Origin of the sequence: Coprococcus aceti (assembly GCF_025567285.1) — a bacterium.
In the GTDB taxonomy this organism is placed as follows: Bacteria; Bacillota; Clostridia; order Lachnospirales; family Lachnospiraceae; genus Coprococcus; species Coprococcus aceti.
In genome coordinates this window covers 1-13,281 of sequence record NZ_JAOQJT010000003.1, presented here as the reverse complement: position 1 = coordinate 13,281, position 13,281 = coordinate 1, and the positions used below count along the sequence as shown (strand labels likewise).

The 13,281-nt window shown below is 49.3% G+C and carries 16 protein-coding genes and 2 pseudogenes; 1 reads left to right on the top strand and 17 read right to left on the bottom strand.

The window, feature by feature from the left end; all coding sequences use genetic code 11:
* Nucleotides 1-13: 13 nt before the first annotated feature.
* From OCV54_RS04905 to OCV54_RS04855, 11 genes and pseudogenes are all read right to left on the bottom strand, one after another.
* Nucleotides 14-883, bottom strand: a complete 870-nt coding sequence (locus OCV54_RS04905) for a VirB6/TrbL-like conjugal transfer protein, CD1112 family (RefSeq protein ID WP_002610323.1) — start codon at nucleotides 881-883, stop codon at nucleotides 14-16.
* A gap of 16 nt (nucleotides 884-899) precedes the next feature.
* A pseudogene (locus OCV54_RS04900) lies at nucleotides 900-983 on the bottom strand (Maff2 family mobile element protein); the annotation flags it as partial.
* A gap of 89 nt (nucleotides 984-1,072) precedes the next feature.
* Nucleotides 1,073-2,737, bottom strand: a complete 1,665-nt coding sequence (locus OCV54_RS04895; RefSeq protein WP_007884068.1) for a recombinase family protein — start codon at nucleotides 2,735-2,737, stop codon at nucleotides 1,073-1,075.
* A 6-nt stretch (nucleotides 2,738-2,743) separates the two neighbouring features.
* Nucleotides 2,744-2,941, bottom strand: coding sequence for a hypothetical protein (locus OCV54_RS04890; RefSeq protein WP_006858666.1), 198 nt, complete (start codon nucleotides 2,939-2,941; stop codon nucleotides 2,744-2,746).
* A 242-nt stretch (nucleotides 2,942-3,183) separates the two neighbouring features.
* Complete coding sequence (locus tag OCV54_RS04885; RefSeq protein WP_007884071.1) at nucleotides 3,184-4,476, bottom strand: virulence-associated E family protein; 1,293 nt, start codon at nucleotides 4,474-4,476, stop codon at nucleotides 3,184-3,186.
* A 13-nt stretch (nucleotides 4,477-4,489) separates the two neighbouring features.
* Nucleotides 4,490-5,131, bottom strand: a complete 642-nt coding sequence (locus OCV54_RS04880) for a CHC2 zinc finger domain-containing protein (protein WP_014081132.1) — start codon at nucleotides 5,129-5,131, stop codon at nucleotides 4,490-4,492.
* A gap of 64 nt (nucleotides 5,132-5,195) precedes the next feature.
* A complete protein-coding gene (mobQ, locus tag OCV54_RS04875) occupies nucleotides 5,196-6,785 on the bottom strand; it encodes a MobQ family relaxase (RefSeq protein WP_006859284.1) in 1,590 nt (529 codons plus the stop codon).
* Nucleotides 6,786-6,937: 152 nt separating this feature from the next.
* A complete protein-coding gene (locus tag OCV54_RS04870; protein ID WP_006859274.1) occupies nucleotides 6,938-7,297 on the bottom strand; it encodes an SdpI family protein in 360 nt (119 codons plus the stop codon).
* Between the two features lie 287 nt (nucleotides 7,298-7,584).
* Entirely contained in the window at nucleotides 7,585-7,887 is a 303-nt protein-coding gene (locus tag OCV54_RS04865; protein ID WP_006859273.1) for a DUF3847 domain-containing protein, read from the bottom strand.
* Nucleotides 7,884-8,216 carry a hypothetical protein gene (locus OCV54_RS04860; protein ID WP_006859272.1) on the bottom strand — a complete coding sequence of 111 codons (333 nt, stop codon included), beginning with the start codon at nucleotides 8,214-8,216 and terminating at the stop codon, nucleotides 7,884-7,886. The genes OCV54_RS04865 and OCV54_RS04860 overlap by 4 nt, the downstream gene beginning before the upstream one ends.
* Complete coding sequence (locus OCV54_RS04855; protein ID WP_033118356.1) at nucleotides 8,217-8,402, bottom strand: hypothetical protein; 186 nt, start codon at nucleotides 8,400-8,402, stop codon at nucleotides 8,217-8,219.
* A 535-nt stretch (nucleotides 8,403-8,937) separates the two neighbouring features.
* Here OCV54_RS04855 and OCV54_RS04850 point away from each other — a divergent pair.
* A complete protein-coding gene (locus OCV54_RS04850; protein ID WP_006859270.1) occupies nucleotides 8,938-9,759 on the top strand; it encodes a helix-turn-helix domain-containing protein in 822 nt (273 codons plus the stop codon).
* A 44-nt stretch (nucleotides 9,760-9,803) separates the two neighbouring features.
* Here the strand turns inward: OCV54_RS04850 and OCV54_RS04845 are convergent, their stop codons facing one another.
* The 6 genes and pseudogenes from OCV54_RS04845 to OCV54_RS04820 all read right to left on the bottom strand — a co-directional run.
* Nucleotides 9,804-10,097 carry a hypothetical protein gene (locus tag OCV54_RS04845; protein ID WP_006859269.1) on the bottom strand — a complete coding sequence of 98 codons (294 nt, stop codon included), beginning with the start codon at nucleotides 10,095-10,097 and terminating at the stop codon, nucleotides 9,804-9,806.
* Between the two features lie 175 nt (nucleotides 10,098-10,272).
* Nucleotides 10,273-10,800 carry a hypothetical protein gene (locus tag OCV54_RS04840; protein ID WP_007884079.1) on the bottom strand — a complete coding sequence of 176 codons (528 nt, stop codon included), beginning with the start codon at nucleotides 10,798-10,800 and terminating at the stop codon, nucleotides 10,273-10,275.
* A gap of 221 nt (nucleotides 10,801-11,021) precedes the next feature.
* Complete coding sequence (locus tag OCV54_RS04835) at nucleotides 11,022-11,231, bottom strand: helix-turn-helix domain-containing protein (protein ID WP_015514784.1); 210 nt, start codon at nucleotides 11,229-11,231, stop codon at nucleotides 11,022-11,024.
* A gap of 136 nt (nucleotides 11,232-11,367) precedes the next feature.
* A complete protein-coding gene (locus tag OCV54_RS04830; protein WP_070099084.1) occupies nucleotides 11,368-11,526 on the bottom strand; it encodes a Maff2 family mobile element protein in 159 nt (52 codons plus the stop codon).
* A gap of 199 nt (nucleotides 11,527-11,725) precedes the next feature.
* A complete protein-coding gene (locus tag OCV54_RS04825) occupies nucleotides 11,726-11,893 on the bottom strand; it encodes a hypothetical protein (RefSeq protein ID WP_002610319.1) in 168 nt (55 codons plus the stop codon).
* Nucleotides 11,886-13,193: pseudogene (locus OCV54_RS04820) on the bottom strand (VirD4-like conjugal transfer protein, CD1115 family); the annotation flags it as partial. The gene OCV54_RS04825 and the pseudogene OCV54_RS04820, both read right to left, overlap by 8 nt.
* Between the last annotated feature and the right edge of the window lie 88 nt (nucleotides 13,194-13,281).

Genomic DNA, 13,281 nt, shown 5'->3' with positions numbered 1-13,281 from the left:
CTCCTTTCTGCCCTTAGTGGGCGTTGAATATGGATTTTGCCAGTGTGCCGGATTTGAATAGAGAAAAACAGAGGATAACCGTATAGGCGGCAAGGGAAAATACCGCGCTGTGCAGATTGTCTGCAATTATCATGTCGTTTACCAGTACGGCGTAAATGCCGACACATATCATAATGAGGAAGCCTTGAAAACCAAGAGCGAACAGCCCTTTTAGGTAGTTGTTTCCAATCTGTCCCCATTCTCTGTTGGTCATGGTTGCAAATGGAATAGGCGATACCGAACAGTAAAGGTAAATCTCTATCATTCTGCCGTAGAGGATAACGGTTATCAGTACGGACATGATTTTCATGCAAAGGCTCACAAGGCTTGTTTCAAGCACAAGTAAGAGCAGTTCGGGGATTTCCATATCTTCAAGCCCCTCCTGCATGGCGGCAAGGGCTTCGGCAACGTCGATATTCGTATCGCCGCCGATAACCCCCGCTGCGCCGGAAACGATATGCTGCGCCATATCAAAGACCGCCATTGTGATGTTAAACGTGTTGGTTACGATAAACACCGCGACAAAGGCTTTGAATATCCACTTAAAGAACATGAATGTTTCTATGTCGTGCATATTGTTCTTTTCCGTTACCATGCTGATAAGCTCGTAGCATAGGACATAGGTAATGACAAGCCCCGCAATCGGGACGATTACATTTTCAGAAAGGGTCTGTATCATGCTGAAAATGTTTGCGTTCCAACCCTGCGGGGTCTGTCCTACCTCGTTTGCGATAGTCCCTACTTTTTCGTTTACGTCCCCGAACATAGTTGACAGATTACCGTTTATCGCTCCGATAAGGATTTCCTTTATCCATTCGTTAATCGCGTCAAGTATGCTCTGCATAGGCAGCTACCCGCGCTTAACCGAACAAGCCGGAAAGCAGAGGTACAAGGATAGTGCCGATAAGGGCAACGCCGCCGCCCGCCATGAGCTGTTTCATACCAAAATAGGTGTAAAACTCTGCTCGATGGCGGGCGGCGGCGTGTCAAGAAATTTATGGAATTTTTTTAGAACCGCCCCGGCGGGAACAGGTCAGGCCGTGACCTGTTCCACCTCCGGGATGGGTTTGAGATTAAAATGAATTTCAATAGAAATGTGTCGTGTCTTATCGCTGTCGATGTGTTCATGGACAACGATTTCTTTAATCAGACGGTTGAGGGTGGCAGCGTCCAGCTCCGTGATGTCGGCGTATTCCTGAATGGCGTCCACCCATTGCTTGGCGTCCACGGCAAGGCGGATTTCATCAGCCAGCTTCCTGCGCCCCTGTTCAACCCGTTCCTTTAGTTCAGCCTGTTCCTTCTGCGTCTTATCCAGCATGAGATTGAAGTTTGCTTCGCTGATACGTCCGGCAACCATGTCCTCATAGAGCCGCAGCACCATTTTTTCCAGTACCTCAATCCGTTCCTCGTGCTTCGTCAGGGAACGCTCCAACGCTTCCCGCTGGCCTTTCTGCTCGGCTTCACAGGTGTTGGTAAGCCGTCCGGCAACAGCTTCCCCGTCCATCAGGGCGGCCTTCGCACATTCCCGGATTTTGTTCAGCACAAGGCGGTAAAGGGTTTCGTACTCCACACGGTGCTGGGTACAGTGCTGTTTCCCATAGGCATTATAGGTCTTACAGGAATAAATCTGCTTCGGGTGCTTGTCGTTGGTGTAGCGGATAGTCAGTGATTTCCCACACTCGCCACATTTGAGAAGCCCCGCAAACAGGCTGATTTCCCCGGTCTGGCGGGAACGCTGCCGGGATTTCAGCTTGTCCTGCACGATGTCAAAGCTCTTGCGGTCAACAATCGGCTCATGCCGTTCCTCCACCACAATCCAGTCCTGCGGCTTTTTTTCCCCGATGGTGCCGATTTTGAAGCGGTAGTCCTTCTTCTGGGAAGCGATAGCCCCGGTATAGACGGGATTCATCAGGATGTCCTTGATTACCGAAAAATCCCACATATACCGCCCGTTTACCGGGTCTTTCTTTTCCCATTTAGTGCGGACATTGCGGAAGCCCCGTTCCCGGTTCCACCATGTAGGGCAAGGCACCTTCTGTTCTTCCAGCCTGCGCCGGATAAAGTTCGGGCCGTGTCCTTCCAGCGCCCAGCGGAAGATTTGCCGGACAATGGGGGCGGTTTCCTCGTCCACCAGCAGATGGTTTTTGTCCTCCGGGTCTTTCTGATACCCGAAAGGGGCGATACAGCCGGTAAACTGGCCTTGCTGGGCTTTCAGAAGGTAAGAGGAATGTACCTTCTTGGAAATATCCTTGCTGTACATCTCGTTGAGGATGTTCTTGAACGGCGCAATGTCGTTATTCTCCCGCATGGTGTCGATACCGTCATTCATGGCGATATAGCGGACGCCGTGGCGGGGAAAGAAGTCCTCAATGAGTGTGCCGGTCTGCAAATAATTTCTGCCCAACCTCGATAAATCTTTCGTTATGACAAGGTTTATCTGCCTGCGCTCGATGGCTTTGAGCATCCGTTTCAGGTCGGGGCGCTCCATGTTCAGCCCCGTGTAGCCATCGTCCTGATAGACTGCCACAACCTCCCATCCCTGCTTTTCGCAGTATTTTTCCAGCATATCCCGCTGGTTGGCAATACTGGCGCTCTCCCCGTCAAGGTCATCGTCTTTGGAAAGCCTGCAATAGATGGCTGCCCGGAAGCTGCCTGCCAGTATTGCGTCCATGTCTGTATATTCATATCCGTTCATCATAACCGTTTACCCGCACAATCCAGACGGAACACGGTTCTTCTGAACCTCATCCTTATTATACTCTAAATCTTGTGTTTTCGCAAGATTTTCTTTGCTGGTATTCTGCCCATATTTTTGGGCAATCAGGCTCACAAAGACGTCTGTGGCGTCCAGTTCGCCGTCAAAAACTGTGGTAACATGAATCTCTGTTTTCGTTTTTGCCATAGGCAGTTATCCTCCATAATAGAATAAGCCAGACAAGGAGAAGGTCGGCAACGAAGTCCGGCAACGGGCTTCAAAAAACCTGAAAACTATCTCTGTCTGGCAGTTTGGCTCTTATTTTTATTTTCTTTTATTTTTCTGTTGTTTTGGTTGCTGATAAGGGGAAAAGCCCGCAGTTACGGGGGGTTTCCCGGCAACCGGCTCGGCAACGGGAGTGCAACAGGGTCGGCAACCGGCTGCATTTTTCAGAAGGGAAGCTCCATCTGTTCCGTGACTTCCTCAAATCCTTCCGGGATTTTTTCAGCTCCGTTGCTGATGTCCGTTGCTTTCGTTTCACGCTCCCAGCCCTTTTGCCTGCCGTATTCCGGGAACACACGGGGGTTGGAAAAGTAATTCCAGCCCGTCACGCAATGGTTCATGATGTCGTTGACTTCCCGGATTTCCCATTGCTTCGGCTCGTCAAAGGGGTGGTTCAGGGCTTCCTTGAAAAGCTGCTTGGAACACACCATGCCGCCGGTATAGCGGTCAAGGTATGCCTGTATCATCCCGGCCTTGGTGTCCTCCGGCATGAAATCCCGCTGGTGTTCTTTGAGATAGCGCACCATTTCCGGGCTGAAAGACAGCTTAAAATCCCCGCTGCGGTAAACCGTCATGGCTTCTGCCCAGACCTGTGCAAGATAGGCTCTGGAAGCGGCTTCGTCCTCCAAAATGTGAACCTCGGCCTGTTCCGGGTACACCATGACCGGCAGGAAGCGCCGGTTGCCGGAACGGTCAAGGGGCAGGAAGTCAAGGGCATTGGAAGTGCCGCCGAACACACATTGCCGCAGCCTGTCCTCCGGGTGGGTTTCGTATGGGATTTTATAGACCTCCTTCTGTCGGCTTAAAAATGACTTGATTTCCTCAATGCTCTTGGCATTGGCGGTGGCAATCATCTCCGACATCTCGATAATCCAGTGGCCTTGCAGCTTGCGGTACACGTTATCATCATCCAGCTTCCGCAAATCATCGGAAAACCACTCGTCTTTTACTGCCAGCAGCCGGAAAAAGGTGGATTTCCCGGCTCCCTGACCGCCCACCAGACAGAGCATGACTTCAAATTTACAGCCGGGGCAAAATGCCCGGTGGATGGCTCCCAGCAGGAACAGCCGCAGGGCTTCATAGGTGTACTGGTCGGTGTCGGCTCCCAGAAAGTGGCGCAGGCAATAGCGGATACGCTCCTGCCCATCCCATGAAAGGCCGTTCAGGTAGTCCCGGACGGGGTGGTAGCCGTTTTCATTGGCAACAATCCCGATGGCGGCGGTAATCTTTTTCTCACTGGTAAGCCCATAGGTTTCTTCCAGATACAGGAGCAGATAGTTCATATCCGTGTCCGTGATGGCGGTGCCGATGCGGTGGTAGCCGATGGGCTTTACAATGTCCACTCGCTCGGTCAGCAGATTTTTTGCGATTGCCCCGGAAAGCAGCGGGTCATTCTGAAAGACGGTCAGGCAGTTGCGGATACTGTTGCGGACGCTGCCTTTCTCGGTGCTTTCCAGCATGGCCTTTACTTCCTCAATGCTCCGGGGCGGGGCTGCTTCTTGTATGGTCTGTTCTGCGGCCTGCCGTATCTTGGGCGGCAAGCTCTGCCATTCGTCTTTCAAGATTGCTCACTTCCTTTCCATAGTCAACGATAAGGACTGCCCGTTCCTCCATATCCGGGGAGAGCAGCACATCCAGCAGATATTCCACATGGGATTGCTTCTGCAAGGCTTCCACAAAAAGCGGGTGCCATGCTTCTTCCGGCATCTTAGGGGCATAGTCCCGTTTCCAGCGGCGCAGAAGATGGTAATAATCGGACAGCACCCGGAAGCAGTAACGCTCCATGCGGCAAAACCGCTGTTCCGGGGTTTCCTGCCGGGGTTTGGGTTTTCTCCTGCCGGGTGGTTCCCTGTCCTCATAGGGGATGGAGAACTCCTGCGCCAGCATGAGGGCGGCTTCCTTCGGACTGACAGCTTCCAGACGGGAAACAAAGTCAATCACATCCCCGTCTGCCTGACAGCCGAAACAGTGAAAGCGCCGGTCAACCTTCATGCTGGGGTTTTTATCAGCATGGAAGGGGCAGACACACATCCCGTTTCGTCCCACCCGGATTCCAAAATGCTCCGCAGCCTGCCGGGTGGTAACAGACTGCTTGACAGCTTTAAATACATTCAAATAAATCCTCCTGAAAATAAGAAAAGCGCCTGTCATTCTCGAAAAAGAAAATAGCAAGCGCCTATTAAAGTTCCATATCCTGTTTTTTCTCTGTGCGGGGCTGCTTCCGTTTCTCGGCCTGTTCTTCCCGGATACGCTGCGTCCGGCCTTTGACTGCCTGCTGGATGGACGGTTTCTTTCCCGGCTCGGCGGTCTGGCGGTACTGTTCAGACGGAAGAACCTGATTGAGCCAGTGACGCACATCCCGGAGAATCTTCACATCCTCCTGTAATGCGGACAACCGTTCCTTATATCCGGCAACTTCTCCGGCAAGCTGTGTCTGTTCCTCATTCAGCTTTTTAATGCTGTACTTCTTCTCCTTCAAATGCACCTTGAAATAACGGATAGCGGCATTATAGGCGTCCAGCTCGTCCCGATGGGCGGCGGCAAACTGTTCCCGTGGCTTCTTAAACCGGATGGCAGCATACTCCACATGAACCGGCTTATGGGCTTCAAAGTTGGCGATATGGGAAAGCAGGGTGTTGATTTCTTTCATACGCTGTTCTTTCGGCTTCATCTCTGCCCGGATGGAAACGGCCTGCCCGCTGACGGTATCCAGATAAGCGTCCAAACTCTGCACAGTGGACAGCTCCTTTTCCCGCAGATAGCGGATAGCTTCCATAACCTTGTTGAAATCGGCAACGCTGCCTGTAAGCTGGCCTTTGCTTGTCCAGCCTGTACGTTCCTCCCGGCGCAAATCCAGATATTTCCCCAGCAGCTCCGGCAGGGTGGGTTCCTTCGATTCCTGCAAGGCTTCCAGCAGGGCGGCTTTTTTCTCCTTCAGGTCTGCAATCCAGCCTTTCAGGTGGCGTACCATCTGCCGGATAGATTGCATAAGGGAATTGGCGGCTTTGATGTCCCGGTTCAAGTTGCCGATGTTGGTCTGTATCCCTCGTTTCTCCATCTGGCTGACTGCTGGCCCCATATGGACGGTGGGGATTTTATCAAGCCCCTGCCGTTCATAGGAACGAAGGTCAAGGCGCTCCGGGCGTCCGTTGGCTTCCAGATAGCGGTTAGCGGTAGCCGCCCAGCCCTGCCGCCAGATCTCTCCGTACTTCTGGTCGTTCCAGTCCACGGTATCCTCCTTGTGGCTTTTCCAGCTCCCGGACGGGAGCCGGATACGCTCGCCGTTCTCGTCAAGGTCATAAACCTTCCGGCTCTTGGGAAGCCATTTCCCGTTTTCGTCCATTGCCCGCATGGTCAGCAGGATGTGGGCGTGGGGATTCCCATTCCCTTTGTCGTGGATGGCAAAATCGGCAATCATGCCTTTAGAAACAAAAAACTCCCGGCAGTAGTCCCGGATAAGGTCGGCGTGCTGTTCCGGGGGGATTTCCCTCGGTATGGCAAGCACGATTCTCCGGGCAAGCTGGGAGTTCCATTGCTTCTCGATAGCTTCGGCGGCGTTCCACAAAGTATTGCGGTCTGCATACGCTGGTGGGGCGTGGGGCGGCAGCATGATTTCTGTATGGACAATCTCGCTTTTATGGGAATAGTATTTCTGCTTCTGGTCGTACTCGGAAAACAGCCGTTCCCCACTCTGGTAGGCGGCAGACGCAACGGCTGACTGGTGGTTGCTGCGCTGGATTATTTTTATATCATGGTGTGGACAGGGCATAGCGTTCCTCCTTCCTGTGGTTGATTTTGGGCAAAAGAAAAGCAGGAAACCGTTTCTGATTTCCTGCTTAGTGGTGTCGCTGGTAGGCGATTAGTATTCAGTTTTGAAGGTTCGGGTCAGGTTGGCTCGATGATGGAAAGCTGTCTAATAGCTTAAAAGTTTTTGTTCGCAAATTTACTTGTAATTCCAGTTTCTGTTTTATAAAATCCAAAAATCAGAAAAATAATTCCAACAACTACTCCTGCAAATACGGTAGTCTGTGTAGAAATATTAAGAAGAAGTAAGGATATACACAAAACGATTTCTACCAAACCTAATGTTTTGCCAATACCAATAAAAATATTAGGTGCTATGCTTTGTGCATAATCCCAATGCTCTTGTGACTTCCGAGATGTAGGCGTATTGTATCCGTTACCGGATGTCATATCTTTTACCGGGTGCTTCTTTAAGATATATCCTACAAAAACCATAACAAAGGGTATGATGAAATTCAAAGCAATCAATCCATACATAAAACCATCTCCTTAGATAGTGTTCGTCATTAGCTTTATTATACTACGGGCAGTCCTGTTTTGGAATAGATAAATTGTAAACTTGCTGGACGGGAACAGCTTGCAGCGCAAGGTGTTCCCGGGCGGCAAGTCCACAAAGGGGTAGCTGGCGCAGCCAGCGCAGGGGAAGTGTAGCGTCCCCTGTGATGATTGGAAGCAGCCGCAACGGTGCTGAAAATCATCCACTTTCCGCAGGAAGCCCCCGGCAGGGCGCAACGCACCGGCTTGACCGGTGTATAGTTGCGCCCTTACTCCGTAAGGGATTCCCCGGCTACCCGCCCTTTCACGCTTTCTGCAACTATTTCCTTCATGCCACTTTGAGAAAATGCCTGTTTCAGAATGTCCATCACATCCTCGTCTGTCAGCACTTCCGGCCTTAAAAGGAAACTTTCCAGCATAGCTCCTCTGGTACAGAGCCGGTGCGTCCGTTCCTTCCGGGTAAGCTGCTTCACCTGGTGTTCCAGTATTTTTTCTTCATGCTGCGCCCGCCGCAGTCTGGCTTCGCCTTTGGCAATCTCCTGATTCAGCTTTTCCAGCTTCTCATTTATCATGGCAGCCCTCCTTTGGGAAGCAGCGTGTAAATGCGGTTTGGTTCTCCCACACCCCGGCGCACCCGCAGGATAAGCCCGATGTCCTCCAATTCTTTCAGGGAACGCTTCACAGTGACGGGGCTGCGGGAGAGGGCTGCCGCTAATTCCATGATAGGAAAACGGACAAACAAAATGCCGTTGCTATCCTCTATCCCTGCCGTAAGGGTGGTGTTCAGCAGACGGGCATACATGACTTTTGCTGTGCTGCTGATCGGCAGCCGAAGCATTGCGGCGGGTAGCGGCATACAAGGCGGCAGAACCGTGTCTGCGCTCATAAATTCAAATTCCATTTAACTGATTTTCTCCTTTCGCTTGGCTCGTTTTGACAGGTAATGGGGGCAGTCTATCACGACAGCCCGGAAACTCTGCTTGCACTTATGCTGGCACTTCCGGCACAGGTCGTTGTAGGCCACACGCCCCCGGTCATTGAGGAAGAAGGAAAGCTCCAACTTCCGTTTCTTGCTCATTCTCGGCATAGTGCCTCCTATCATAGAAAATCCGCCCATTTCAGCCGTAACAACGGGAACAGGCGGATAAAGGTTTTTGGTGTCATGTTTCGGGGCGATTTTCAAGGAAAATACGGCCATAGAGCCGCTTTGAAATGCCCCATAGTATTACGGACGGGGCAGACTACACCCCGCCGATTTGTCGTGTTTGGGTAGCGTTTTGGTATCAGTTCTGCCGGGTTGTCCTGCTGTCGTTCCTGCCCCTGAATCTCACAGCGGCGTTTCGTTCCCGTTGGTACGCTCGCTGCGGTCAAGGTTCCTCCATTTCCTTGCCGCAGGTCGTTGCGCTACATCGCCGGGGAGCATATCCCATCAGGCCGGTCATTCGATTGGAAATAATCCATCGATGAACTGACTTAATCATAGCTCATTTTTGAACCCTTTCCCGTATGTCCATAAAATAGGAAAACCGCCCCAAAATCGAAAAATTCCACGATTTCGGAACGGTATATGGTATAATAAGGAATAACAGCGGCAGCCAGCCGCAGGAAGGAGCGATGTGTTTATGAAAACCCGCATTTCCGTACAGGAACGCCTGAAAGATTTACGGGTGGAACGGGGCTTGAATCTGGAAGAACTGGCACAGGAAACCGGCATTTCAAAATCAGCCCTCGGCAGTTATGAAAACGACAACGACGAATACAAGGAAATTAACCACGGCAGCCTGTTGAAGCTGGCAGACTTCTATCAGGTGTCGGTTGACTATCTGCTCGGCCTTACCAATAATCGGAGATATGAAAACACCCCGATAGAAGAATTACATTTGAGTGATGAAGTCGTGGAACTGCTGAAAAGTGAACGCTTCAATAACCGGCTGCTGTGTGAGATTATCTCCCATGAAAAATTTAAGGAATTGCTGGCAGACGCAGAAATCTATGTGGACGGGATAGCAACCATGCACTTCCATGACACAAACAGCTCACTGGCTGCTTTACGGGCTATGGTACTGGAAGAACACCCCGAAGCTGCGGCAGACCGGGCAATCAAAGTGTTGGAAGCCTGTCAGATAGAGGAAGAAGATTTTTTCTGCCATGTGACGCACAAAACATGGGACGTCATTCTCCATGATATACGCAAGGCGCACGAAAATGACAGCGAAAGTGCGCCGGATACCACGCCTGCCGATGAACTTATACGGGAAGTACAAAAGGCCATGCAATCTCCGGGGGACAGGGTTCAGCAATTCACGGAGATATTCTGCAAGGCGTTCCGGCTCAAATACAAGCGGCTCTCACAAGAGGAACGAAGCCTTTTGAAAAAGCTGTTCAAGAAATCCCCGCTGATAAAACAGTCTGGTATGAACTTCCGGCGCAGGCCGTGGAAATAAAAACAGCCGTTGTAGGATTTTGTTCCTACAGCGGCTGTTTTTATTTATGAATCTTCTCCAACAAAAGACAGGATATTTTCATCAGTTTGTAATGTAATTGTTGCGCTTTCTGAATCATCAGAATAAACTCTTGTTCCATATACGCCTGTAACAGGCTCCTCTAAATTTTCAAAAGTTAATCCGAGTTTCGAAGAAGAATTGTCAATCTTTTCAAGCGAATATGTACCTGTCCATTCTTGTTTATGAGTGTTATCTGTTAAGATAAAACTTTTTTCTTCAAAACTCAATGTCAAATCCAATACTGGTATGTCATCATGCACTGAACCTGAGAATAACATATTACCATCTAAATCAGTAATAAATTCTAAAGACCAGTTATATGATGATACCGACCGAGTTTGGGAAGAATCACACGAACATAAGCCTACACACATAAAAAAACATACGCATATTGCCAATAACCGTTTCATTTTACCTATTACCAACCTTAATTCACAACTGTTTTGCATTTAATTAGGGAAGTGTCACAGGGTAAGAAATAGCGAAAGCTCCACCGCCTGCCAAGGCATTATTAGCGGTAGCAACACCAGAAACAGAAACCGTTCCCTTATCTCCGCTATTACCTGTTCTTCCAGTATCCACATCAGTTTCGATTGTTTCTTCACCGTCGGCTAATTCTGCAAATGCCGTATTGGTGGATTTTTTGTTCATAAGCACATTAACTGTACCAGTCATACCAGTGAACTCCGGTTTTGGAGATTCATACCACGGTACATACAACTTCACATGAACTTGAATCCCATCATCCTCATCATAAGTTGCATAAGAGTTAATACGAACATTAGCGACTGCTCTTTTGGTGACACCATCGGAAATCATAACATCGGTTAAGTATCCGTCATATTCTCCAATGACTACCGGCTGTTGAGTATCCGTTATTTCCGTTGTTGTTTCCGCTGCAAAAGCAGGAACCGCACTCACAGAAAAAAGCATACAAAACGCTACCAACGAGGTAAACAATCTTTTACTAAATTTTTTCATAAACAATGCTCCTTTCTAAAATGACCAGAACCTACATTTTTTGTATTCAGTTATTGGCAATATGCTACTAACCTGCAAGCACACTCTCAAATCATAAAATGTTTCAAATGTACTTGTTTTATTTTATGATAGCACTTATTTACATTGGGTACAATAGAAAATATACACCATTAAAATTTAATTTTTTGTGCAAATCGAATCAAATATAAAATTATATCGCTTTAGATATTGTCCTGTTCTAATTTAATCACATTCATAATACCACAATTCAAGGCTTCACAAATGCGAACCAGCGTTTCCATGCTGATATTCTTTCCCTTGCCCATGTTGGCAATCATATTTGTGGTAAGACCGGCGGCAAGCCGCAAATCCTCTTTCCTCATGCCACGCTCTTTCAGTGTGTTCCATAGTGGCTGATAACTAATGTGCATAGGCTTCCCGCCTTTCTTTCCATCGTCAAGTGTTTTATACCCATTATAGCAGAAATCTTGCGTTTCCACAATATTTCTTGACTACACCGCCGGTTCCGTCTGGATTGTGCTTTTCCTTTCTCCGCTTTTATTACATCTAATTAGCCATGAGCTGCTTAATGCCCTGTGATTTTGCGCCCGGATTATCATTTCCGTAGCCCTCCAAGAGATTGATAACGCCCCAAATGCCAAGTCCTGCTCCAAGAGCGATAACCAAAGTCTGTAATACGCCGATTGCGCTGTTGAAAAATTCCATAAAACTCCTTTCTGCCGCAAATGCGGCTTGCCCCGTAAAAGGGCATAAAAAACGGCGGTCAGTTTTCAAACTGCCGCGGTCATAAGTCCCCGCGCTGCCTAAATGTCTGCTGCGCGGCGGTATTCAGTTGTCAGTGTGGGCGATAGGAATTTTTGTAGGGGCGCGTATCATGCAAGTTGTCTTTTTCTTTGTTACTGCGTCAATTCCTCCTTTCTTTTCGCTGCTGCTCATACAGGGCTTCACACCGTTTCACAAACTGCCGGATAGCAGCCTGCCGCTGCTGTTCCCGTCGTTCAGCAATCGAAACAAGCCCGTTTATGGCTTCTGTGATTTTCTTGTCCTTTTTCTTTCTGATACGTCTATTCATGGTCGGTGTCCTCCTGCAAATCGCTTTCGCTGATTTCGTAGTAGTCAAATACTTCGTCCGGCTTCACAAGGGCGGGTCTGCGCCTTAAATGCTTTTCCATATCAAAAGTATTTTTCTTGTCATAGTCGGAAAGATATTTATAGTTGGGGTGCTTTGTAATGTCGTACTTATCAGAGAAGAACGGGCGCACCCCTCGTAGCTGTAAAATACATTTCCCGCCGTCCATAACCGCTATTTCATCTTCCGTCATAAGCTGCTTGCCTAACTTCTGATAGTTCAGCCCATGCGATACCTCGCGCCCCCGGTTCTCGGAAGTGTTGAAGCTGTCAATGGTTTCTTTCCCCAAGATTTCCGACATTTCTTTGAGGGTGGTTTTCTCCTTGCCGCCCAAGAAAAGGGTGGTGTCGCAGTTGCCGACTATGGTATCGGCGTTGTCCTTATAGATTGCCTTTAACTGGCTTTGCGACTGTAAGATAATCGACGCGGAGATTTCCCGGCTTCGTATGGTGGCTATGAGCTTTTCAAACTTCGGTATCTGCCCGATATTTGCAAACTCGTCTAACAGACAGCGCACATGGACGGGCAGCCTGCCGCCGTATTCATCATCTGCCTTGTCGCAAAGCAGATTGAAAAGCTGCGTGTAAAGAATACTCACGACAAAGTTAAAAGTATCGTCGGTGTCGCTGATGATAACAAACAGGGCGGTCTTGCGGTCGCCTATGGTGTCAAGCTCCATTTCGTCGGTTTCCATAAGGTCGCGCAGCTCCTTAATGTCAAAAGGGGCAAGCCGCGCACCGCAGGAAATGAGAATAGAGCTTCGTGTCTTTCCCGCAGATAACAGGAATTTCTTGTACTGCCGGACGGCAAAGTGTTCCGGGTCTTTTTCCTCCAACCGTTCAAACATGAGGTCAACGGGGGACTGAAATTCCGGGTCGTCCTCGCGGGCTTCACTGGCATTTATCATTTCAAGCAGCGTCGTGAAGTTCTTTTCTTCCTCCGGGGCTTCGTACCAAATGTAGCCGATAAGGGCGCAGTAAAAGAGCCGTTCCGATTTTACCCAAAAATCCTCCCCGGCTTTTTCCCCGTCCCCTTTGGTGTTGGCAATCAAGGTATTTACCAGTTTCAAAATGTCTTTTTCGCTGCGGATATAGGCAAAGGGATTATAACGCATGGATTTTTTAAAATTTATCGTGTTCAGCACCTTTATCCGATACCCGCCGCGCTGTAAGAGCTTCCCACACTCGACTAAAACCGTACCTTTCGGGTCAGTTACAACGTAGCTTGAGTGCATTTGCATTAAGTATGAGGTAGGCACCCTGCGCCTTGCTGACTTTCATCAGTAGGTTTCAGGGAGCCGCCTCCCAAACCGGACGTACACCTCTCAGCGT